Source organism: Chryseobacterium oncorhynchi, assembly GCF_002899895.1.
Taxonomy (GTDB): Bacteria; Bacteroidota; Bacteroidia; order Flavobacteriales; family Weeksellaceae; genus Chryseobacterium; species Chryseobacterium oncorhynchi.
Genome location: NZ_PPEI02000008.1, coordinates 97,667 through 119,809, shown reverse-complemented (window position 1 = coordinate 119,809; position 22,143 = coordinate 97,667). Strand labels below are relative to the sequence as shown.

The window sequence follows — 22,143 nt, the reverse complement described above, 5'->3', positions numbered from 1 at the left end:
TTCCCATTCCGAACACAGAAGTTAAGCCCACCAGCGCCGATGGTACTGCTAACGCGGGAGAGTAGGCCGCCGCCAGTTTTTATTTTATTTTTAAAATCCTTTATCATTACGATAAAGGATTTTTTTTTGTTATATACTTTGAGAGATACATATCTGGAATAGACTTAGATGCATCTCTAAACCCATACTATCCATTCCCAAACAAATCCAAGCAATCATTTTTAAAATCAAACAGGATAAAGCCTACTTCTATGGAATAGGTTGCGATTTCTATTTGTTGTTATAATAATATTTGGGTTAATCTGTTGTGAATTTTATTTAAATTATAAACAATTCTTGTTTTTTTATACACAAATTGTGTAACTTAGTCATATCAAATTGATTACAAATCTAAACTATACATACTATGAAAAAACATTTATTCCCTCTATTTTTATTGTTATTAGGTATAAATACTCAAGCACAACAGGATTTTTTTGCCATTACAGGAAAAGATACCCCAGGTATTAATTTCAGTGATTTTCGTGCTATGGATGGTGTAAATGCTACTTCCGGCGAGAAATTTTTTACAGCTGAATCTTCTGCAAAAGTATTTTCGCAGGCTAGAAAAGGCTCTTTGGCTGAGGATAGAAACTCATTTAATAATTCGCAGGCTGTAACCATGGCAGCATTGGCTTATGATTCTTCCAATAATAATCTAGTGTATATGCCAATGTTTTCTTCTAATATTTATATTTTAAATCCTCAAACTAAGGAAATTACATTAGTAGAGAATAATGTAGCCAGAGTGTCATCATGTGATATTAATTCTCATATTACAAGAATGACAGCAGGTTATGATGGAAATATTTATGCAGTCAATAATGCTGGAACACAGCTTTTACAGATCAGTAAAAAAGGAGGAGAATATGTTGTTAATGATCTGGGTATCATTAAGGATGATGTTTCTAATGGAAAGAATTCTTTTACTGCTATAGAAACGGGTTTTGGTGGAGATATGATTGCAGATGCTGATAATAATTTTTATTTTTTTGCAGCTTCAGGAAATGTGTTTAAAGTTTCTATTAAGGAACTTACTGCAAAGTTTATGGGTAAAATAGCAGGTATTCCTGATAACTACTCTGTAAATGGTTCTGCTGTAAATGCTCAAGGAAAAATAGTGATTGCGAGCGCTAAAGGAGCTCCTTTATATGAAGTAGACTTGATGAATCTACAGGCAAAGCAGCTTCCTGGGGAGCAGAGTCTTCATATTTATGACCTGGCGAGTAAATACTTTGCTAATGATAAAAAGACTTCCTCTAATACTATAGCTAATCTGGATATTTATCCAACCAGAGTTGATGAGCATTATATCAATGTTCATCTTAACAATAAAAATGTGAAAGGGAACCTTAAGCTAAATGTTTTCGATTTATCAGGTAAGAATGTTATGAATCAAAACCTTTCTGCCAAAGAGGGTTCTTTGGATCAGAAAGTTTACCTGAGAGGACTAATTAGTGGAACTTATATTGTAAGTATTGCTGATGAATCGGGAAAAATAATACTAACTAAGAAAATCTTAGTCACAGAATAATTAGCTAATAAAAAGATATCGAAAAATTTGACTTATCATAGAACCTTTTCAATAGTATTGGAAAGGTTTTTTAATGATTATTTGATATTCAAGAAGTTTTATTTTTCGATATTATAATGTACTTTTATAAAAAAATATAGATGAAGCTATACTTTAATGTAGGATATATTGTAAAGGCCGGAGAAAATCTACAACTTGTTATAGGTGAAGAAGGAACTGTAGCTCATATCCATACTATGTTTTGTGCAGAGAATGGTTTATGGAGATGTGAGGTTGATTATTTTTCAAAATCAATTTCTTATCAATATAGAGTTGTGAATGAAAAAGGAAATGTTTTAAGAGAAGAATTTGTTTCACATCATCTTAATTTTCCACACAATTATAAGGAGTTTGTTATTTTTGATGAATGGAATAATAAAAATTTTCCGGAGAATTATTTAAACAATAAAATTCTTTACAACAAACTACACGATTTTGTTTCTGAGAAATCGACTGTTTTAAAAAAGCATACTCATTTATTTAGAATAGAAGCTCCAATATATAATCCTGATTGGAGAATCGTCTTGTTTGGAAATACTGCTTCCTTAGGAAATTGGGACTATGGAAAGGTAATTCCTTTGTTTCAGACAGATTTTGGAATCTGGGAAACTTCTGTTGAAATTCCGGAAAATGAATTGATTCAATTTAAATATTGTATTTACGATAGAAAAGAAAATAGGGTAATTGATGTGGAAACTGGAGATAACAGATTCACCATTGCCAATCCGTTTGAAGATGTTCTACAGATTGTTTCCAATCATTATTTTAGATTTAAAGGCTATCAAATGTATCATGATGCCGGAGTGGCTGTTCCTGTTTTTTCTTTAAGAAGTGAAGATGGTTTTGGTGTAGGAGAGTTTACAGATATTAAAAAACTGGCAGATTGGACAAAGGAAACAAACCTTGGTATTATTCAGATTCTTCCAATTAATGATACAACAGCAAATTATTCATGGACAGATTCATATCCCTATGCAGCAGTATCTGTTTATGCTTTGCATCCACAATACATCTCACTGGAAAAGCTTGATTTTTCTTTACCGAAAGAATTAGTTAATGAATACCTGCTTGAAAAACAGGGCTTAAATACCCTCGATCTGATTGATTATGAAAAAATGATCGCAGGTAAATGGAAGTATCTAAAAGCAATTTTCTATGCTGAAAAAGATAAAATCTATAAGGATAGAAACTTTAAGAAATTTATAAAAGACAATGAATATTGGCTTGTTCCTTATGCTGCGTTCTGTGTGCTAAGAGACAAATACAACACCCCCAATTTTAATGAGTGGAAAACTCATAAAAAATATATTGCAGGAAAGATCGCACAGTTTTTTACAACAAAAAGTAAGGACTATGATATCTCAATGCTTCATGCCTGGGTACAATATCAGCTTCATGTACAATTAAAAGATGCAGTTGACTATACTCATAAACTTGGAGTTTCTTTAAAAGGAGACCTGCCAATCGGAATTTACAGATATTCTGTAGAAGCCTGGACTGAACCGGAATTATTTGGAATGGATTTCCAGGCTGGGGCACCACCTGATCAGTTCACTGAACTTGGTCAAAACTGGGAATTCCCAACGTATAACTGGGAAGCCATGAAAGAAGATGACTATAGATGGTGGAAAAACAGATTCAAAGCTTTGGAGCAATACTTCGATGCTATGAGGATTGATCATATTCTAGGTTTCTTCAGAATCTGGAGAATGCCAATTTCTGCTGTACAAGGGATTTTAGGATACTTTTATCCGGCTGTTCCTATTGTCTTGGATGAATTTAAGGCTTGGCAGATTCCGTTTAAATTTGATAGGTATTGTAAGCCATTTATCAACAATGAAATCTTATGGGATTATTTTGGAGGGGAGAGCGTGAAGGCCCTTGAATTTATGGATTATAATGAAAATGGTACCTATTCATTAAAAGAAGAATTTGATACACAAAGAAAATTGGTAAACTTCTTTAAGAAAAAGCCCTATGGTGATATTGAAGATCAATTGATCTCCCTTTGTGCCAATGTTTTATTCTTAACTGAGGAAAGAAATGGAGAAACGGTTTATCATCCAAGATTTAATGTTTATAATACAGAATCTTACAAATATTTGTCAGAACAGGAACAGAAAAGTATCTATGATCTGTACCACGATTACTTCTTTAGAAGACAGGATCATCTTTGGCAGGAAAAGGCTATGGAGAAACTTCCTGTTATCCTGAATGCTACCAAGATGCTCATTTGTGGAGAAGATCTGGGAATGGTTCCTGCATGTGTACCGGCTGTGATGGATGAGTTGGCTATTATTGCCTTAAAGGTTCAACGTATGCCTGCCGAAAATATTCCATTCTATGATCCGAGATATGCAAATTATATGAATGTAGTTACCGCTTCTTCTCATGATAGCTCAACCTTGAGACAATGGTGGAAAGAAGATCCTGCTTTAACTCAAAGATATTTTAATCAGCAACTGATCCAATATGGGAAAGCTCCTGAGAATTTAACTCCGGATCTGGCAGAGATTATTATGAAGCAGCATTTATATAATGAATCAATGTTGGCTATTTTCCCGATTCAGGAGTTTCTTGCAACAGATTCAAAGCTTTCCAATAAGAAGATAGATAATGAAAGGATTAATAATCCTGCTGTATTTCCTCATTATTGGCGCTATAGAATGCACCTGAAGTTGGAAGATCTGAAAGAACAAAAGCTATTCAACAAAAAAATTGCTCATTGGATAAAAGATAGTGGTAGAATGTAAATTTAACACTTGATTATCAATTAGTTAATGATATTTTAAAAGAAGTTTAATCTAAGGATTTAACTTCTTTTTTTTATTTGTATCAAAAAGATAGAATTAAGATATTCTGTTATACACTAACCAATTAACGACTATAGAGATGAAAAAAATATTTTTAGGATTAGCTTTTGGGTTGGGCGTTTTGACGTCAGCTCAGCAGTATCCAAATAATGGTTGGGGTGATGATGGTTATTATCAGAATGGTAGTGGTTATTATAACGATGAAGATGACAGAAACTATTTCCCTGATGATTATTATTACAACTATCCTCAGGATTATTATCCAACTGATTATTATCAGAATTATTATAACGATTATAGAAGTAGTATCATTAATATTGACTGGAACGGTTTCTTTGTACAAAGCAGATTAAACCGCTGGCAGGTTGATCAGATTATGAGATTAAATAACCTATATGCTAGCTTTTCGGCTTGGGATAATTTCTATCGATATAATCCGGACAGATGGTATTATGACAGGTTTTATGCCTTAGAAAGAATTATGGGACCAAGAATATTTGTGGTTTTCCAAAATAACTATTATCGTGGCAGCAGCCCTATTGTGTACTTCCAGAATTATAGAAGAACATACTACGTACCGAGATACACAGTGATGCCAAGATATAGAAATGTAAACATCAATATTTACAGAGTAGACCGATCAAGGTTTAGAAGAACCGATAATCCTACTTTTGATGTTATCAGAAGCAGCTCCAGACAAAATAACGGATTTAGAAATAATGGATTCGAAAACAATGGATCAGGAAATGGAGGCTTCCGCAGACAGGATAACAATCAAAATTCCGGTTTTAGAAATGAAAATTCCGGTGGTTTTAGAGGAAATAGTAATAATGGAGGGTTCAGAAAAGAAAACTCAGAAAGAAGCGGAGGTTTTAGAAGTGATAATGGAGGCGGTTTTAGAGGAAATACCGAAACAAGAAGAGAAACAGCTCCTGCTCCATCCAGAGAGAGTAGTGGTGGCTTTAGAGGAAATGGTGGTGGTTTTAGACAAGAATCAAAAAGCCAGGCCCCAAGCCAGCAAAGCCGTGGTAATAGCGGAGGCTTTAGAGGAAGCTTAGTAAGGAATTAATTTTCATATATTATATTTAAGTGGTGTGAAGGACAGGTTTTTATAATCTGTCCTTTTTTTGTTGTATTATTAATTATTATTAGTTAAAATTTAACATTATTTATGAATATGTTAATTTAACTTCTCTTTTGTTTCATAATCAAAAAGGTATAATAACAATTAATTAAATTTTTAAAAGATGAAAAAATTAGTTTTAGCAATAGCATTTATCGGAATGGGAAGTTTTGCAATGGCACAACAGACAACTCCACAAGACAGAGAGACAAGAAGAGCTGAAATGCAGCAAAAAATGCAACAAAAAGAACAGGAGCATTTAGCACAGATGCAAAAAGACCTTAATCTTAACCAATCTCAAGTAGCTCAGGTAAAGGCATTACATGAAAAAAGAAAATCTGAAATGAAAGCCGAATTCGAGAAAAATAAAGACATGAGACAGGCTAAAATGGATGAAATGAAAGCCAAAAGAGCACAAATGGATGCTGACATGAAAAAAATACTTACGCCTGAACAATATGATAAATGGCAGGTTGACAGAAAGGCTAAAATGGAGCAGAAAAGAATGGCAATGAAAGATAAAAGAATGATGAAAAAGCCGATGAATACAGCTGGTTCTGAAGTAAAATAACTATTTGTAATTTTGATTTTTTAATGTATAAAGGATGGATATTTTTCCATCCTTTTTGTATTAATTTTCCGTAAAACTTTTGATTTCGGGCTTTTATTCCCTATTTTTGAATATAAATTTAATACTTATGGTTAGCGAAAAAATTGCAAAATTAATTAACGAACAAATTGCCCACGAACAATACGCCGCTCAATATTATCTTTCAATGTCTGCATGGTTTTCCGGAAAAGATCTGGACGGGATTGCCAACTACTTCAGAGTACAAAGCAAGGAAGAACTGATGCACGCAGATAAAATGTTTGATTATCTGAATGATGTAGGTGGAGAAATTATCATCGGAGAAATAGCAAAACCTCCTCATGAGTTCGAAAACGCAACGGATATTTTCGAGAAAGCACTGGCACATGAGAAAATAGTAACTAAAAGTATTTTCAATATTGTGAAAAATGCCAATGAAGAGGGAGATTTTGCAACAACTTCTTTCATGCAATGGTTCATCAATGAGCAGGTAGAAGAAGAAGCAAGTGCTTCTCAGTATGTAACAAAAATCAAAATGGTTTGTGATAATCCATCCGCATTATACCTTTTTGATCAGGAATTGGCACAGAGAGTATTCACTCCGGATCCAACCGCTTAAACTGAAAAGTTTTCAACAATATAAAAACCACTATTCAAGGGAATGGTGGTTTTTTGTTTCTCTATATGGTAAGAGTAATTTTTGCTTCGTAATTTAGATAATGCTAATAACCGTTTGCCTTTATTTATCCACTATTTTTAATTGCTTGTGCAGTATTGATCATAAATAAAGCGAAAACGGAAAAGATAGATAGTAAGTATAAAAAAGCTAAAAGGATGAGCTCTTTTCCGACTGACCTTTCTTTCCGGATAAAGTATGCCTGCATGAAGAAAAGAACAGGATATACTAAAGTAACCACAGAAAAGAATACAAAAAGATAGGTCATTATCAATGAGAATACTCCCTGAAGATCAATTATTTTTGTATTTCGGTTAAAAGAAGCATGCGCAGAAGTATTCCAATAATAAATAACAGTCGAAATAATAAATATAATGAAACCTGTTATCTGGATTTTGAATAATATTCTCCAGTTTTTCACAATGTAGTTTTTCATAGCTTTTATAAAATTTAAGCTTTTGAAAACTTACTTCTTTTGTCTTTGCCTCTGAATTCGAATAGCAGAAATAAAAGTTATAGCACCTACTATAATACTTAAGAATAAAGCCTTTGCTACATTTTCAGTAGGCATATACCTATGGCCATCGGCTGTTACCGGTGGATCCATATAATCTGCAATATTGTAGATGGCTACTGATGAGAATGCCATCATAAGAACACTTATGACAAAAGAGATAAAATATATTTTCATGGTTACCTGAAATCTCTTTACCAGCCTTAATATATATTTGGGCTGATATTATATAGAATAAAAATAAACAATCCTTTTTTATTATAAGTATCTTTTCTTTTAATTCTATACTATATTTTGATAATATGAGTTGAAATTTACAAGTAAATGATTTGAGTTTTAAGAACTTTTTTGCCCAACCTTTCGAGAATATTTTTATAACCCTGTACCTGAGCGAGATCCTTATCTTTACGTTCTCCGGTTTTAAAATCAACAATAATATAACCTTCTTCACTTTTTAATATACGGTCAGGTCTTGAAATATGACTTTCTCCATTTTCAGAGATCATAATGTCTTTCTCATTGATAACCTCCCATTTTTCATCGAAAAATTCAGCATAGGTCTTCACAATATCTTCCAGAGTAACTTGAATTTCGTTCTTCTCCTCCAGGGTAATTAAGCCCTCCAAGGCATAGCCCTCCAAAACCTTATTGATATCCTTTTTAGTATTGATCTTTGATAAAAGCTCGTGAACGAAAAGCCCGATCCTCACTTTTTCATTCCTTACCTGATAGTTCTTGGATGGAGTGGCAATTTTTATGGAAGTACTATTCTCATTGACATTCTTCAGATTTTCAATATTCTGTGTCTTAAAAGAAGAACTTTTAGTCTTTGAATGTTTCTTCAACATCTCAGGATTTACTTCATACAGATCAAACTCATCAGCATTCTCTGTATTTTTTGTCTGAATAAATTCTAACAATTCAAGATTGTTGGATGTTTTGTTAGCTTTTTGAAGATAGAAGAATAGCTGTTCAACAGGTCTGGTAGTAGCTACATACTGCAAGCATAATCTGTCGATCAAATTTTTGTAAGAATTTTTTTTGTTAAAGCTTTGAATCTGCTCGTCATAAACTTCCAGATTTTTACTGAACTGATTAATATTTACGGACTTCAAAGCAGCACTCTCACTTGTCTCAAACCAGTTGGTAAACTCACTATCCCTATTTTTGTTCATCATAGGAATAAAAACAATAGGAAATTCCAGCCCTTTTGACTTGTGAATGGTCATGATCTGAATAGCATCAATGTTTTCCGAAGCCTGAATAGTATAGGAAGAAGCTTCTTCATCCCAATACTTTAAGAATTCCTTTGTACTTGCCCCTGCATTTTGGGTAAAGTTGAAAAGCATTTCCAAAAAGTTAAGCAAGAAATCCGTTTCCTTATTTTCTACAGAGAATTCGTTGATATAATACTCTATGAAATTGTATAAATTAAATCTCGGAAAATTATCCTGCCTAAGCTGTAGAGAATATTTTTGCTGAATAAACTGAAGAATTTCCTCATGTCCCTCTACATCCAGAATTTCTTTCATCTCGAGGGTAAAATCTGCCATGTGAATTTTGCCCAGCGTATTCAGATGATACATCATCATGATCAGACAGGGTTTATTCTTGGGATTGATTTCCCATCTTAAAAATTCTATGACGGCTTTCAGCGTATTGGAAAGCTCTAGGGTAAGACCTTTGTCAGAAATTGTTTTAATATTTGTTTCCTCACCATGATAGTTAGCTTTTAAATTTCCTAGTTTTTGAGAGTAACTGAAAATATCAAAGTTTCCACGACAGAGAATGGTAATATCAGAGAACTTGAAACCATTGTCCAGACATTCCTGAATATCTTTTCGCATCCGTTCAGAAGTATCATCATAAAACTCATCGTTGGTAAGATTCTCAATAAGGTTAACCTTTACCCGTCCATCAATCTTTGACTTTGGGGTTTGCTCAGCATCTGTTCCAAAGATATTCTTATGCTCTTCTTCCAGATCTCTGGAATGATACTGATACAGCTCATTATTAAACTGTACAATATTTCTTGCGCTTCTCCAGTTATCCTTTAAGACAAGAAGATCAGCTTCCTTAGGAGAAAATTCTTTTTTGTTGATAATATCCAGCATCAACTTACTTTCCCCACCTCGGAATCTGTAGATACTCTGCTTAGGGTCTCCCACCAAAGTAAATGAAGTGTTTTCTGTAGAAACACTGTGATCCCTTAATGGAACAAAATTCTGCCACTGAAGCTCAGAAGTATCCTGAAATTCATCAAAGAAATAATGCTGAAACTGTGAACCTACCTTTTCATAAATAAATGCTGACGGCTCGTTCTTAAGGTTTTCATTGATCAGGATATTAAATTTGGATAATAGAACAAGGTCATTTTCTTCCTCAATTTTTTTAAGCTCATCCTGAATATCCTTATTAACCTTTAAAGGAAGCAAAGCAGATAGAACCTTTTCTTTCTTCTGGGTTTCAATATATAAAAGAATAAGCTGCATTCTGTTCTCAATAAGCTGATCCAGAACCTCAAAAATTTCAGTTTCCTTGTGCTTTGATTTTGATGAAGCTCCCTTTCTGTAATTGTTGATTACAGATTCTTCTAGAGTCGTCGGAAAAGGAAAACCTGCTCTTTTCTGTTGATAAAAATCAATAACCTTTGTAAAGAATCCTCCAATACCATTTTTCCCTTGGGCAAAATCTTCAATCTCGATATTTCTGGATTTGAATAATTCAATGGAGGAGGCAGCCAACTCTGCAGCTTGTTTCTTATTAAGAACAATCTCTTTACGAAGTGTATTCTTGATATCCTCATAATTGGCATCATCAAAACTATCATTGTTTTTCAGATGTTCGTAATGAATATCCTTTACAAACTCCTTTGCAGAATCATACAGATTTTTGTTAAGATTAATTCTTTCATTATTCTCAAGACTGTAGTCTACATAATCCATGAAAGAATTGGAGATCGTTTCATTTTCCCCGATCTGATCTAACATTTTATCCACAGCCTCAATTAAAAATGGTTCAGCTTCAATTTCCAGATTAAAATTTTTGGCTAATCCTAGTTCATAAGAAAAGCTTCTTACTAATCTTGAATTAAAACGGTCAATCGTTCCAATATTCAATGTGGAATAGTTATGAAGAATATGATCCAAAAGTCTTTTAGAACGAAGATGAAGTTCATCAATTGTGATCTTCAGGCCCTGTTCTTCAAAAGCTTTCTGCATGTTTTTAAGATCAGCATTTACTGCATAATCACTTGAAGAAAAATTTCCCAGCCACGTCAAAATTCTTTCTTTCATCTCATTCGCTGCCTTATTGGTAAAGGTCAAAGCGAGAATATTCCTGATCGATTGCTGTTGATTAGGATAGCGGAGACAGATCATCAGAAGTCTCTGAACCAGGGCGTAAGTTTTCCCGGATCCTGCGGAAGCATTGATGACTGTATAAGAATTTTGCATTGTTAAAAGAGAATTGAGACTGCAAGTTAGCTAAAATTTAAAACAAACTTTAACAATTCAATGGAGCTATTTAACAGTTTCGACAGCAAAAATTAGCAAAGACCTGAAAGAAAATATTAAAAGGCGTTAAGTGTGGTTAAATTTATGGTAATATTTAAAAATAATTTTAGCTTTGCTTTATTAAAAACAATCCGTGAAATTTAAACTATTCTTTTTATTAACCTTTATCTTTTTCATTCATACCCATGCTCAAAGCTATATCTTCGGAAAGATTATTTCTGAAGGAGGCTCAGAGATGGAGGACGTGAACGTTATCAACATTAGAACAGATGAAATGGTGCTTTCAAATAGAGACGGACATTTTATGATCTCCGGGAAAGCAGGTGATGAGCTTCGCTTTATAAAGGCCGGCTATGAAAGGGTAATAAAAAAGATTTCGCAGGAAAATGTACAATCTCCAATGGAGGTTAGCCTTGTTCGGCAAACCATTCAGATTCCTGAAGTGGAAGTGAAGCAAGGGCTTACCGGAAACTTAAAAATAGATTCAAGAAATTATAACAAGCCTAAAAAGGTTGAAAAGCTGAGCAAAGAGATAGACTCTTATATTGCACAAAAATCAGATCCAAGAATACTGGCAGCAAGACCTGGAGAATTTGTTCAGCCAAAAGGTGAGGGATTTTCTATAGGAAAAGTGAAGAACAAATGGGATGACATTGATTTGATGAGCTATATCAAAGCAAGCTTGGGTGAAGAATATTTTACGAACCTTAAAATAGAAAAACCACTCATTGATCATTTTATTTCCTATGTTTTGGCCGGTGGTTTTGAAAGAAAAAAGATTTTGAAATACGGATTCTGTAGTGATGCTGATTTATATAGATTCCAGCGTTTTGTACTGACAAGAATTTCAACCTATCGTACACCAGAGACTAAAAGGTAACCAAAATGAAAGTCTATAAGAAAAATCTATACATAAGCTTACTTTTTGTATCTGTTCCATTATTCTCTCAGCAAAAAATAGTAGGGTTCATTACAGATAATACGAACGTTAATATCAACCCTGTATTAATCATTAATATATCAAAAAATATTTCTGTATTGAGCAATTCTTCAGGGAAGTTTGTAATAGATGCTGATGAAAATGATGAAATAAGATCCGTAAAAGAAGGATATTATCGTGCCAGTAAGAAGATTTCAAAAGAGGACTTTAATAACCCTTTACTAATGATTCTTCAAAAAGAAGAAATTCAAATAGCGGAAGTAAAAATAACTTTCAGACCTACCGGAAATCTAGAAAAAGATAGTAAGCTTTTGAATGAATCTCAAAAGCTTAGATCTTTAAAGTCGAATATGTCAAAATATATGAGAAGTCCTTTAAGTGAGCCCTTGGCAGATCGATCTATTTCCAAAACTTTCACTGGACATGATTTTAAAGCTGGTCAGGTAGATATTAAGGGAGTTATTGGGGCTGCGGTTGGCTTAGTTAAAAAAGCAACAAAACCTAAAATTACAAAGGCAAACTATTTGGAATTTCAAACTTTTATGACTCGCCTTAAAAATGAAGTAGACTTAGATTTTTTTAAGAAATATGGAATGGAAGATGAGCAGATGGATACATTTTTGCTGTATGCAGAAGAAACAAGATTCCTTTCAAAAAAATTCAGAAAGGATTTCAATAAGGATGTATTGAAGTTTGAACTACAATTAGCTTTTCTAGAATATCGTAAATTAAATAAGCTTGATATTAAATGAAATATTCGTGCTTTAAAAGATAAAATAACAATTGAATTATAACTTCAAACATATTGTAAGCACATGTTGGAAATTTTTTTTTCTTTTCATTGTTTTTCTATGCAGTAATGTTTTGTTTTCCCAGCAAACAGTAACGGGGAGGACTATTGATGATAATGGAGATAACCTAAGCGGAGTTATTGTTGTTAATATTTCCACGGATAAAAAAACACTTTCCAATTCACTAGGAATGTTCTCTATTGATGCCAACCCTAATGATGAATTAAGGTTTGTAAAGGAAGACTTCAAAAGAGTTTCCCGAAGAGTGCTTCAAAACGGAATTAATTCAGAATTGTTGATCACGCTCTTTCAGATTCCTAAAGATATTGGTGAAGTAAAGATTGTAAAGAAACTTTCCGGAGATCTGGAGCAGGATTCCAGAATTGTAGCAAAAGTGGATAAAGGTGAGCAGGTAAGACAAGCTGTAGGTCTGCCGCAACCTGTTGGCAAAATGAGGGAGACACCAGCAGAAGTGAAAAGCGTTCTTTTACCAATACTCTTGGGGAACCTAAATGTTCAGGGTGTTTATGATCTTGTCAGCGGTAAAGCTAGAAAGCAGAAAAGACAATACAGGTACGATGATTTGCAGGAACATATTATGTGGGTTCGGAAAAGAGTAGAGGATGAATATTTTACCAACGCAGGAATTCCGGTAGACAGAATTTCAGAGTTTATAGAGTTTTCATTTGCTGTAAAACCTCAGGTTCGTACCTATGTAAAAGCAAGAAATTTATCCGGTGTCATGCTAAGAATGGAGGAAACAGTCCCTCTTTTTATAGAAAGATTAAAGAACAGCCATCAATAAACTTTGAATTTTTCACATCCAATAATATCCACTTTCTGATTTGTGTTAAAAAAACCTTAAAATAGTGGAATAGAAATTGATGTAATATTCTCATAACCAAAAACAAATTCACAAATTATTATGAATAAAAACATTATTGCTGTGGCAATAGGAGCCTTGGGCTTTGTGCTTGGTCTGGGCTTACTGGGCAATTCTATTAAGAACAGAAATAAATCTGAAAATACTATTTCTGTTACCGGGTTAGGAACAAAACAATTTACCTCCGACCTGATCACATGGTCCGGAAGTTTTTCTAAAAATAATTTTGATTTAAAATCAGCGTATGATGAGCTGGCGTTAGACAGAAAGGTAATTAATGATTATCTGGTTTCCAAAGGGATAAAACAAAGTGAAATTGTTTTTTCGTCTGTAGATATCCAAAAACAGTTCAGAAGCTATAACGATGCCAATGGAAATTATGTTCAAGGGGAATTCTCAGGTTATAATCTGACTCAAAAGGTTTCCATTGAAAGTAAAGAGGTAGCTAAAATTGAAAATCTATCCAGAAATATTACAGAAATTATTAACAGAGGAATTGAGTTTACATCTTCTTCACCGGCTTATTTTTATACCAAGTTGGCCACTGTAAAGCAGGAAATGATTGCCAGTGCGACAAAAGATGCTAAGGAAAGAGCAGAGAAAATTGCGGAAAATTCAGGAAGCAGCCTTGGAAATCTAAAAAAAGCAACGATGGGGGTTATCCAGATCACAGAGCCGAATTCAAATGAAGATTATTCGTATGGTGGAACATTTAATACATCTTCGAAAGAGAAAGAAGCGAATATTACAATAAAGCTTGAGTATGAAGTAGACTAATGAATGAAAGCAAAAACTTAAATGCTTATTATTTACTATAAAAAATAACGCCGGATACTTTCCGGCGTTTTATATTTAAGGATAAACAATATCACAAATTTCTTTTTTAAGCTCCTCTACATTATCAGGAGAATAATTGGCTAGTAGCCATAAATTCAGGGATTGTTTTCCCTCGCCATAACTTGGCTGTACATGGGTAGTATCAATCAGGCTGAAACTATTTCTCTGGTAAAAAGAATAACGTCTTTTAGCATCTTCATTCAAATCCTCAGGCTCAATTTCCAGGATGATTCTTGGATAGTTTTCCAATAAGTATCCTATGATATGAGATCCCAGTTTTTTACTTCTGAAAGCCTCAAACACTTCAAAATGTTCCACAAAAACAAAGGAGCTTAATTCCCATAAGATGAGGTATCCAATAGGTTCAGACTCATGTACTACGGACATGAATTTTACTTTCGGATTTGAAAATAAATCTAAAAACTGTTCCTTATCTCTTTGTTCGTCTACAGGAAACGTGCTGATATAGGAAGAATAGATTTCCTGAACTCTATAATCCTCAGCAGAAGTAATCGGTAAAAATTCCATAATTATAAATCAAAGACACTTGGTCTTCTTGTGATAAAAATATCTTTAATCCACAAAGTGAATGCCAAACCCAAATAAATCAGAAAGAAAAAACCGGCTGTAGCAAAAGTAGAGTAGATGAAGAAAATCCTTAATTTGGATACAGGAATTCCCAGCTTAGCACCTGTTCTCGTAAGAACACCAAACCATTCTCTTTCCATTTTATGACGGATATTACTCAACATTTCAAGATTCTTTTAAAAGTTTAAATCCAATACTGCAAGTTAAGCAATTTTTTTCGTCACATGAATTTTTATGATGGTAAATCAGGCTCTGGCTCTCCATAGCATTAGTAATAGGCACCCCAAGGTTTTTCCATCCTTGGATTATTGAATTCTTTTCAGCAGAAATGTTTCTGTAGAATGTTATGATCTTATCTGCAATTTCTTCACAATGGTATTTATGATAGGTATATTTTAAAGGAAGAATTGAGTTTAAAATAAGAAGATCAATAAAATCCTTACTTAAAGTCTTCTGCTGAAATTTTGAAATAGCACCAAAATTAAAATGGCAATCCCAATATTCAGAAGCTTTTACAGATTTAAAAATGTCATATAGTTCATCCACACTTTCAGCATCCATTATCTTTGAGAATAAATTCTGTTGTTGATAAAGGTTTGCAAGTTGGGACAAACGGATCGTAGGAAAGTTCGGTGGACGTAACCTTAAAAACTTAGGTCTGAATTTTAAATCTAAAATATTGAATTTTGCCCGAATAAATTCAAATTCCCGTTTCCATATCTTCATTTGTCCGTCTTCAGGATGATCCAGCCAGCCGGAAATTCCAAATAATAAAGATTCAAGCTGTAATGGATTTTGGCGGATTTTATTAATAATGCTGTAGTCAATACTTTCAGCAATCTGTCGAAAAATATGGGCATTTACCTTTAATCCGAAAGAATAAGAAAGACTATGAAATAAAACGGCCTCAAAATTATTTTTATATAGGATTAAACTTTCCTCAAGTTCTAAAGATTTTTCTCCCAGTTTTTTCAAAATATTCCCCTCATGAAAATTAACAGGAACTTTTTCTTTGCTGAAAATATTCTCACAGGCAATAAACTGTTCACCATTGATGAGGTTAGCATACTTCCCAAGAATATTATCATCGATATAGTGCTTTAATTCCAGAGTAGGAACTTTTTTCTCGGTAAGTACATTAATATCGGTATCATGTTGAAATACGACATGAAGAATGATGTTTTGATAATTGGGATCTTGTGAGTGATTATGGAAAATCCAGTCTGAGGAACGAACGTGCAGTTCTATATTTCCGGCCAGAACCAAGCCGTTGATTTTAATTTTAGCATTCAGAAAATCAGGACCTGCATCCTTATTCCATGTTCCGAATTGTGTAATTTCAACGGAATGTCCTTCAATATCCTTGAAGTCAAAATATTTGAAAATCTTATAGTTCCAAAGATATTGAAGTAGTTTTTCCGTCATAAGTGTGACGTAAATATAATAGAAATATTATACTTTCGTCAGCTCATTCTTAAAATTTTCTATGGTTGTTCTATACATTTTCTCATAGATAGGAAGAATGTTTTTTAAATCGAATTTTATCGCCTGATCTTTCGCATTTTGCTTCATTTTGGCTAAAAGTTCTTCATTGCTCAAAAGTTTGATCGTGTAGTTGCTCATGGCTTCTACATTTCCAATCTCTGCAAGATATCCTGTTTCTCCCTGAATATTTACCTCAGGAATTCCACCCGCATTTGAGCTGATCACTGGCGTATACGCTGCCATTGCTTCCAGAGCTGCAAGACCAAAACTTTCTTGCTCTGACGGAAGAAGAAATACATCTGAAAGTTGCAATATCTTATAAAGATCATTCACCTTACCTAAAAGACGAATTTTTGAAATAAGCTCCGGGTTTTCTTCAAGGAATTGGTTTACTTTTTCCATATCCGGGCCTTCACCGATGATGATAAGCTTAGATTTCACCTTTTTTTCCACATTCTTAAAGATCTGCAATACTTCATCCACTCGCTTTACAGGACGAAGGTTAGATACATGGATTAATATTTTCTCATCCGGATTTGCAAACTGTGTTCTTTGACATTCGGAACAGTCATCAAATTCAGAATTATCAATAAAGTTGGTAATCACCTGGATTTCCTTTTTAATATTGAAAAACTGAAGCGTGTCTTTTTTCAGACTTTCAGAAACAGAAGTAATGGCGTCAGATTGATTGATAGAAAATTCTACCGCATGCTTATAGCTTGGATGTTGCCCTACAAGCGTAATATCTGTACCATGTAAGGTGGTAACCAATGGAATGTCATTATTGTCTTCCTGCAGCATTTGCTTAGCTGTAAAAGCCGCATATGCATAAGGAATGGCATAATGTGCGTGAAGCAGATCCAATTTATAAAGATTAACAACCCTGTAGATCATTGAACTTAACGCAATATCATAAGGCTGATACTGGAAAAGAGGGTAAGTTTGAACATTTACCCTGTGAAAGAAAATATTGGGGTTGGTAATGTCTAATCTTGCAGGAAGGGCAGAACTTATGAAGTGTACTTCATATCCTTTGTTAGCAAGGGACATTCCCAGTTCTGTTGCTACAATTCCGCTTCCACCATAGGTAGGATAGCAAAGTATGCCTATTTTCATTAGATTATTGTTGTTTTGATGTTGTATTATTTGGTATTCATGGAAGAAGTAGGATTTAGGTCCATACCCATTCCTGCTTTTAACTGGTCATTAACCAATACAGGAAGTTTTCCCCAGATTTTTGTTTTTCCGTTTAAGGCATCAGCCGTAGCATTCATTGAGTCATCATTGTTTTCATAAGAAACAAGAACTGTTGAAACCTTTGAGATATCAATATCCTTTAGAGCATAAGCACTTCCGAAAACATTAAGAATTACCTTTTGATTTTTAGTCAGATCAGAAAGTACTTTCTTAGATTCCGCTGATATTTTATAAGGTTTGTAAGCTGTAGAATTATCTTTGTGGAAACCTACAATTACTGTAGAGCCTGCAGGGATAGTACTAATCTCACTAGCTTTTTTAATCATAACATTTGAACCTAGCCTGTTGGCAAAAGTTTGATAAGGTGCTTCTTCCAAAGGAACATAGTAAATTTGTTTTCTGGAAATAGGAAGAAGTTTTTTATCATCCTTTATTAAAGTTAATGCATTGGCGTAAAGATTTTGCACCAATGTTTTATGAGAATCATTATTCAGATCGGAATTGATGTTCTCAGTATTTTTTGGCGTGTATTGAGTAAGTCCAAGGAAATATTTTGTTAATAAAATTTTCTTTACACTTTCCTCTACTCTGGATTGAGAGATTTCTTTGTTATCTATTGCTTTCTGAATTAGCTTTTTCCCTTCAGAAACACCTTGTGAGAAAAGCATAATATCATTTCCAGCTTTAAATGCAAGGGCATCCAGTTCTCCCGGTTTATATTTGTTGGCTACAGCTCCCATGTTTAAAGCATCAGTAATGATTAAGCCTTTATAACCCATCTTATCTTTCAATAATCCGGTTATGATATTTTTAGAAACAGAAGCGGGAATTCCTTTTCCGGATTCTAAACTCGGAACATATAAGTGAGCAACCATTACTCCGCCAATTCCTTTATCCATTAAAGCTTTGAAAGGGGCCAATTCTATTGAATTAAGTCGGTCCAGATTATGAGAAACCACGGGAAGATCAAGATGTGAGTCTGTACTGGTATCACCATGGCCCGGAAAATGCTTGATGGCTGCTAATATATTATTGTCCTGAAGACCATTAGAGTATGATAGGGCAGAGTTTATTACATTGCTCACCTCAGAGCCGAAACTCCTGTTACCGATAATCGGGTTGTTAGGATTCGTATTTACATCCACTACCGGAGCAAAGTCCCAGTTAATACCCATTCTGTGGCAGTCCTCAGCTATTTTAGCAGACATTTGATAAACCAGGTTTTTATCCTGAATGGCTCCCAATGTCATGGCCCAAGGAAATTTATGAGCCGTTGCAATTCTCTGGAATAATCCCCATTCAGCATCCATACCAATCATTAATGGGATCTTAGATTTCTGTTGAAATTCGTTGACCAGATTGATTTCCCTTGCTGCATCATCCTGCATTAAGATCAGACCTCCAATTTTATCATTTACAACAATGTTTCTAACCTGGTTAATATAGTCTTCTCCTTTATTGGTATAAAGTGCAATAATAAAAAGCTGCCCTAATTTTTCATCCTGAGAAAGATTTTTGTATGTTTTATCCACCCATTGCTGAGCTTTTTTCAGATCTTCTTTGGACGCATTTTTAGGCTGATACTGGGCATTAGCCTTAGGACTTATTAATGCAACAATAAAGAGTGAAGTATATAATAATTTCTTCATGACTTTTTGAATAAGAACAAAAATACAATTAAAAAAATTGACGAAAACAAAGTTTTTGAAATTTTTGGTATATGATTTGAATAAGCAATATAAATAATAACTTAACATTTATAGAAATGAAAAAAATTCTTCCACTTATATTACTAGCTGGTGTTGGTTTTCTATCTTATAGTTGTGATAATAGTAGCAACGATCCGGTAGTAGTACCTAATCCAAATCCAGTGGATCACGATACATTTCCTATCATGATGGATGCGCCTGGATCATTTACAGCAGCAAACAATTATGCATTAACAGCAGATATTAATATTGAAACCACTGATGTTGTTTTAGTATATAGAAGAGCAGGAAATGCATGGCAGCAAATACCAAAAACAGTATATGTAGACCCAGCAACTTCTCCTTCACCAAGAAGATTTGAATATAATTTTGTTTTCAGTAATAAAGAAGTTCAAGTAAGAATTGAAAACCAAAATTTTACTTTATCAACTTTAACTACGGATCAAGCTAATGATTTCTTAAATAACCAGACTTTTAGAATTGTTTTGGTTCCTGCTGATCCTCAAAAAAATAAATCAGCAGCAAAAATTGCTAATGTTGACTTAAGTGATTACAATGCGGTGGTAAATTATTATAACCTTGATGCATCTAAGATCAAAACAATTAGCACACACTAATTAAGAAAATATCTTTTCAGTTTTTTATAATTAAAAAAGCTCCGGGAGAAATCTCGGGGCTTTTGATTTTTTAGAATAATAATTTATAAGTAGTAATAACCGGAGCGAATTGATCTATATCTTCCCAGCTATTTTATGCTAAATAAAGCGATCTGTACACTTTCTGATGAGGTTATAAATAGGCTTTAGAACGTCCATTTAATGAGGGGCAATCGTCATAACCAATGCTGTATTTATTGGAAGATATTCAGGTTTATAGACTGTGGTATAATTTGAAAAATTTATCCCAATAAAAAAAGCTTCAGAATTTCTGAAGCTTTTATTTTATCTAGTTATCATTGTCATCAAGAAGATGTCCAAAGAAATCTTTTTTTGTTTGCAGATAGCCTTTGCTAATTTCATTGGCTGGTATCTGTAATGGTATTCTTGAGTTAAGATGAATATTACTGTCTACTACATATTTTACCTTTTCAGGATTGTTGGTCAGCAGATTGATATCTTTTACATCCAGAAGATTCAGAATTTCAATTGCTACTCCAAAGTTTCTGTCATCTGCAGGTAAACCCAATTCAAGATTGGCTTGTACTGTATCAAGACCTTTTTCCTGGAGTGAATAGGCTTTAAGCTTATTGATGATACCAATATTTCGACCTTCCTGACGGAGATAAACAATAATTCCTCCGTTTTCGTGGGTATATTTCATTGCAGCATCCAATTGTTGGCCGCATTCGCATTTTTTTGAATGGAAAACTTCTCCGGTAATACATTCCGAATGAAAACGAACATTTACAGGTTTCGAAAAATCTGTATTTTCTGCAACGATAGCCATATGAGGCATCCAGTCGTTTTCATTTTCAGAGAAAGCAATCATTCGGAAACTGCCGTGCTCTGTGGGAACATTGGCTTCCGCCTGAATTTTAATCATTGATAGTTCAATTAGTTTTTAACTTCCTGGTAAAGCATCTTCAATTACAGAAATATTGGTTTTTAAACGAACCAAGTATCTGTTAAGAACTTCGTCATCATCTCTTTCAAGATTTTGTCTTTGCTTTTGAATTTTTTTGTATGATTTTTCGAAGCTTTTAAGTGCCCTGCTCTTTCCTGTAGAATTATTGGCATCAATAGCATATAAATAATTCTGAAGACTGTATTTCAAACTTGTTATCTCATCATTCAATCCATTGTTCTTAAACTTAGGAAAAGTAGAGATTATATTTGAAATTTCAGAAGCATTTACATTCTCCTTGATATTGATATTAAAGCTCTTCTTTGAGCCTCTATCAGAATCAGAACCTTTAGTTTCACTATAAAAGTTATTTGACAGCGGAGAAAGGTTAAGCTTTTCCGTTGCGCAGGAAGATGTTAATATTATTAGTACTCCAAAAAAAACTAGTCTTTTCATTTTTGTTGCCCTTTTTGATAAAGGATTGGGTTAAGACTTTCATCGTTATACATTTTCATTTGTTTGTATACTTTCATCTTAACGTTACCGTTTTCAATATCAGCAAGCAACTGATTTATAGAAGTTGTTAGGTCTTCTTTCTGAGTAAGCAGTACGTCCAGTTTTGCCTGGCAGTTATTTCTGTGTTCTTCAGAAGCAGATTCCCTATTGGCTTCTAATGACATGTGATAAACCTTTAATGCAAGAATTGATAATCTATCCACTGCCCAAGCGGGAGTTTCTGTATTTATCTTTGCGTCAGGTTTAGGAGTTATATTTTCAAACTTAGTAAGGAACCAGCTGTCAATATATTCTACCAAATCAGTTCTTTTCTGATTGGAGGCGTCTATTGTTCTCTTCAGTTGAAGAGCTTCAGCCGGATCGATATTTTCATCTCTAATTATATCTTCCAGATGCCATTGAACGGTATCAATCCAGTTCTTTGCATACAAAATCCGTTCCAAACTATCTTTTTCGAACGGGTTATTAATTAGAGTGTTAACGTCATCAGACACGTGATAGTCCTCAATACATTGATTGAAGACTGTCCATGCAGTTTCAGTGAATTTCATTAATTCTAAGGAATTTTAGTTGCTGGAAGAGTTGTTGTTTGTAGAAGACGATTTATTTTCAGAACCTGGTTTGTCTTCTTCTTTTACCGCATCTTTAAATTCTTTGATTCCTGAACCAACACCTCTCATTAGTTCCGGAATTTTCTTTCCTCCAAAAAGTAGTACTAAAAGTACCGCTACAATTAGGATATGTTGCCAAGATAAGGCAAGTATTGTTAGTGTATTCATCTCTTAAAATTTT

General features: G+C 33.8%; 22 protein-coding genes and 1 rRNA gene. 11 read left to right on the top strand and 12 right to left on the bottom strand.

Features of this window, described 5'->3' with window-relative positions:
• From rrf to C1638_RS20465, 6 genes are all read left to right on the top strand, one after another.
• Positions 1 to 78: ribosomal RNA gene (gene rrf / locus C1638_RS22865) — 5S ribosomal RNA — on the top strand; the annotation flags it as partial.
• A gap of 328 nt (positions 79 to 406) precedes the next feature.
• Positions 407 to 1,573 carry a T9SS type A sorting domain-containing protein gene (locus tag C1638_RS20485; RefSeq protein ID WP_109623789.1) on the top strand — a complete coding sequence of 389 codons (1,167 nt, stop codon included), beginning with the start codon at positions 407 to 409 and terminating at the stop codon, positions 1,571 to 1,573.
• 140 nt (positions 1,574 to 1,713) lie between these two features.
• Positions 1,714 to 4,365: a 4-alpha-glucanotransferase gene (locus C1638_RS20480; protein ID WP_109623788.1), complete on the top strand. Its 2,652-nt coding sequence runs from the start codon at positions 1,714 to 1,716 to the stop codon at positions 4,363 to 4,365.
• A 139-nt stretch (positions 4,366 to 4,504) separates the two neighbouring features.
• The gene (locus tag C1638_RS20475; protein ID WP_109623787.1) at positions 4,505 to 5,494 is read left to right on the top strand and encodes a hypothetical protein; all 990 of its coding nucleotides are present in this window, start codon (positions 4,505 to 4,507) and stop codon (positions 5,492 to 5,494) included.
• Between the two features lie 178 nt (positions 5,495 to 5,672).
• Positions 5,673 to 6,119, top strand: a complete 447-nt coding sequence (locus C1638_RS20470) for a DUF4890 domain-containing protein (protein ID WP_109623786.1) — start codon at positions 5,673 to 5,675, stop codon at positions 6,117 to 6,119.
• A 127-nt stretch (positions 6,120 to 6,246) separates the two neighbouring features.
• Positions 6,247 to 6,756 carry a ferritin gene (locus tag C1638_RS20465; RefSeq protein WP_109623785.1) on the top strand — a complete coding sequence of 170 codons (510 nt, stop codon included), beginning with the start codon at positions 6,247 to 6,249 and terminating at the stop codon, positions 6,754 to 6,756.
• 124 nt (positions 6,757 to 6,880) lie between these two features.
• Here the strand turns inward: C1638_RS20465 and C1638_RS20460 are convergent, their stop codons facing one another.
• From C1638_RS20460 to C1638_RS20450, 3 genes are all read right to left on the bottom strand, one after another.
• Positions 6,881 to 7,249 (bottom strand): hypothetical protein, encoded by a 369-nt coding sequence (locus C1638_RS20460; protein WP_109623784.1) that lies wholly within the window; start codon positions 7,247 to 7,249, stop codon positions 6,881 to 6,883.
• A 30-nt stretch (positions 7,250 to 7,279) separates the two neighbouring features.
• Positions 7,280 to 7,504, bottom strand: a complete 225-nt coding sequence (locus tag C1638_RS20455; RefSeq protein ID WP_123838407.1) for a hypothetical protein — start codon at positions 7,502 to 7,504, stop codon at positions 7,280 to 7,282.
• A gap of 137 nt (positions 7,505 to 7,641) precedes the next feature.
• Positions 7,642 to 10,782 carry a UvrD-helicase domain-containing protein gene (locus tag C1638_RS20450; protein ID WP_109623782.1) on the bottom strand — a complete coding sequence of 1,047 codons (3,141 nt, stop codon included), beginning with the start codon at positions 10,780 to 10,782 and terminating at the stop codon, positions 7,642 to 7,644.
• Between the two features lie 193 nt (positions 10,783 to 10,975).
• On the opposite strand from C1638_RS20450, the gene C1638_RS20445 reads away from it, so the two are divergent.
• From C1638_RS20445 to C1638_RS20430, 4 genes are all read left to right on the top strand, one after another.
• Positions 10,976 to 11,722, top strand: a complete 747-nt coding sequence (locus C1638_RS20445) for a hypothetical protein (RefSeq protein ID WP_109623781.1) — start codon at positions 10,976 to 10,978, stop codon at positions 11,720 to 11,722.
• Between the two features lie 5 nt (positions 11,723 to 11,727).
• A complete protein-coding gene (locus C1638_RS20440) occupies positions 11,728 to 12,534 on the top strand; it encodes a hypothetical protein (RefSeq protein ID WP_109623780.1) in 807 nt (268 codons plus the stop codon).
• Between the two features lie 31 nt (positions 12,535 to 12,565).
• On the top strand, positions 12,566 to 13,378 hold the full coding sequence (locus C1638_RS20435) for a carboxypeptidase regulatory-like domain-containing protein (RefSeq protein WP_228428238.1): 813 nt from the start codon (positions 12,566 to 12,568) through the stop codon (positions 13,376 to 13,378).
• A 120-nt stretch (positions 13,379 to 13,498) separates the two neighbouring features.
• Entirely contained in the window at positions 13,499 to 14,233 is a 735-nt protein-coding gene (locus C1638_RS20430) for an SIMPL domain-containing protein (RefSeq protein ID WP_109623779.1), read from the top strand.
• Positions 14,234 to 14,308: 75 nt separating this feature from the next.
• Here C1638_RS20430 and C1638_RS20425 read toward each other — a convergent pair whose 3' ends face one another.
• The 5 genes from C1638_RS20425 to C1638_RS20405 are packed head-to-tail and all read right to left on the bottom strand — an operon-like array spanning position 14,309 to position 19,212.
• Entirely contained in the window at positions 14,309 to 14,821 is a 513-nt protein-coding gene (locus tag C1638_RS20425; RefSeq protein WP_109623778.1) for a GNAT family N-acetyltransferase, read from the bottom strand.
• A gap of 2 nt (positions 14,822 to 14,823) precedes the next feature.
• On the bottom strand, positions 14,824 to 15,045 hold the full coding sequence (locus C1638_RS20420; RefSeq protein ID WP_034695702.1) for a PspC family transcriptional regulator: 222 nt from the start codon (positions 15,043 to 15,045) through the stop codon (positions 14,824 to 14,826).
• Between the two features lies 1 nt (position 15,046).
• Entirely contained in the window at positions 15,047 to 16,306 is a 1,260-nt protein-coding gene (locus tag C1638_RS20415; RefSeq protein ID WP_109623777.1) for a DUF2851 family protein, read from the bottom strand.
• A gap of 27 nt (positions 16,307 to 16,333) precedes the next feature.
• Entirely contained in the window at positions 16,334 to 17,482 is a 1,149-nt protein-coding gene (gene bshA, locus C1638_RS20410) for an N-acetyl-alpha-D-glucosaminyl L-malate synthase BshA (protein WP_109623776.1), read from the bottom strand.
• A 26-nt stretch (positions 17,483 to 17,508) separates the two neighbouring features.
• Positions 17,509 to 19,212: a glycoside hydrolase family 3 protein gene (locus C1638_RS20405; protein ID WP_109623792.1), complete on the bottom strand. Its 1,704-nt coding sequence runs from the start codon at positions 19,210 to 19,212 to the stop codon at positions 17,509 to 17,511.
• A 116-nt stretch (positions 19,213 to 19,328) separates the two neighbouring features.
• Between C1638_RS20405 and C1638_RS20400 the strand changes: the two genes are divergently transcribed.
• Entirely contained in the window at positions 19,329 to 19,889 is a 561-nt protein-coding gene (locus tag C1638_RS20400) for a hypothetical protein (RefSeq protein WP_109623775.1), read from the top strand.
• 328 nt (positions 19,890 to 20,217) lie between these two features.
• On the opposite strand, the gene ribA is transcribed toward C1638_RS20400, so the two are convergent.
• Genes ribA through C1638_RS20380 form a run of 4 tightly spaced genes read right to left on the bottom strand, consistent with a single transcriptional unit; the run spans position 20,218 to position 22,130 of the window.
• Positions 20,218 to 20,814, bottom strand: coding sequence for a GTP cyclohydrolase II (gene ribA / locus C1638_RS20395; RefSeq protein WP_109623774.1), 597 nt, complete (start codon positions 20,812 to 20,814; stop codon positions 20,218 to 20,220).
• 18 nt (positions 20,815 to 20,832) lie between these two features.
• Positions 20,833 to 21,291, bottom strand: coding sequence for a hypothetical protein (locus tag C1638_RS20390; RefSeq protein ID WP_109623773.1), 459 nt, complete (start codon positions 21,289 to 21,291; stop codon positions 20,833 to 20,835).
• Positions 21,288 to 21,902, bottom strand: a complete 615-nt coding sequence (locus C1638_RS20385; protein WP_076357367.1) for a DUF4254 domain-containing protein — start codon at positions 21,900 to 21,902, stop codon at positions 21,288 to 21,290. Before C1638_RS20385 ends, C1638_RS20390 begins: the two co-directional genes overlap by 4 nt.
• Before the next feature lie 15 nt (positions 21,903 to 21,917).
• A complete protein-coding gene (locus C1638_RS20380) occupies positions 21,918 to 22,130 on the bottom strand; it encodes a twin-arginine translocase TatA/TatE family subunit (RefSeq protein WP_109623772.1) in 213 nt (70 codons plus the stop codon).
• Positions 22,131 to 22,143: the final 13 nt, after the last annotated feature.

What these genes read in the sequence shown, in the direction of transcription:
- C1638_RS20485 (WP_109623789.1), top strand. Translation starts at nt 407, where the DNA reads ATGAAAAAACATTTATTCCCTCTATTTTTATTGTTATTAGGTATAAAT.
- C1638_RS20480 (WP_109623788.1), top strand. Translation starts at nt 1,714, where the DNA reads ATGAAGCTATACTTTAATGTAGGATATATTGTAAAGGCCGGAGAAAAT.
- C1638_RS20475 (WP_109623787.1), top strand. Translation starts at nt 4,505, where the DNA reads ATGAAAAAAATATTTTTAGGATTAGCTTTTGGGTTGGGCGTTTTGACG.
- C1638_RS20470 (WP_109623786.1), top strand. Translation starts at nt 5,673, where the DNA reads ATGAAAAAATTAGTTTTAGCAATAGCATTTATCGGAATGGGAAGTTTT.
- C1638_RS20465 (WP_109623785.1), top strand. Translation starts at nt 6,247, where the DNA reads ATGGTTAGCGAAAAAATTGCAAAATTAATTAACGAACAAATTGCCCAC.
- C1638_RS20460 (WP_109623784.1), bottom strand. Translation starts at nt 7,249, where the DNA reads ATGAAAAACTACATTGTGAAAAACTGGAGAATATTATTCAAAATCCAG.
- C1638_RS20455 (WP_123838407.1), bottom strand. Translation starts at nt 7,504, where the DNA reads ATGAAAATATATTTTATCTCTTTTGTCATAAGTGTTCTTATGATGGCA.
- C1638_RS20450 (WP_109623782.1), bottom strand. Translation starts at nt 10,782, where the DNA reads ATGCAAAATTCTTATACAGTCATCAATGCTTCCGCAGGATCCGGGAAA.
- C1638_RS20440 (WP_109623780.1), top strand. Translation starts at nt 11,728, where the DNA reads ATGAAAGTCTATAAGAAAAATCTATACATAAGCTTACTTTTTGTATCT.
- C1638_RS20430 (WP_109623779.1), top strand. Translation starts at nt 13,499, where the DNA reads ATGAATAAAAACATTATTGCTGTGGCAATAGGAGCCTTGGGCTTTGTG.
- C1638_RS20425 (WP_109623778.1), bottom strand. Translation starts at nt 14,821, where the DNA reads ATGGAATTTTTACCGATTACTTCTGCTGAGGATTATAGAGTTCAGGAA.
- C1638_RS20420 (WP_034695702.1), bottom strand. Translation starts at nt 15,045, where the DNA reads ATGTTGAGTAATATCCGTCATAAAATGGAAAGAGAATGGTTTGGTGTT.
- C1638_RS20415 (WP_109623777.1), bottom strand. Translation starts at nt 16,306, where the DNA reads ATGACGGAAAAACTACTTCAATATCTTTGGAACTATAAGATTTTCAAA.
- bshA (WP_109623776.1), bottom strand. Translation starts at nt 17,482, where the DNA reads ATGAAAATAGGCATACTTTGCTATCCTACCTATGGTGGAAGCGGAATT.
- C1638_RS20405 (WP_109623792.1), bottom strand. Translation starts at nt 19,212, where the DNA reads ATGAAGAAATTATTATATACTTCACTCTTTATTGTTGCATTAATAAGT.
- C1638_RS20400 (WP_109623775.1), top strand. Translation starts at nt 19,329, where the DNA reads ATGAAAAAAATTCTTCCACTTATATTACTAGCTGGTGTTGGTTTTCTA.
- ribA (WP_109623774.1), bottom strand. Translation starts at nt 20,814, where the DNA reads ATGATTAAAATTCAGGCGGAAGCCAATGTTCCCACAGAGCACGGCAGT.
- C1638_RS20390 (WP_109623773.1), bottom strand. Translation starts at nt 21,291, where the DNA reads ATGAAAAGACTAGTTTTTTTTGGAGTACTAATAATATTAACATCTTCC.
- C1638_RS20385 (WP_076357367.1), bottom strand. Translation starts at nt 21,902, where the DNA reads ATGAAATTCACTGAAACTGCATGGACAGTCTTCAATCAATGTATTGAG.
- C1638_RS20380 (WP_109623772.1), bottom strand. Translation starts at nt 22,130, where the DNA reads ATGAATACACTAACAATACTTGCCTTATCTTGGCAACATATCCTAATT.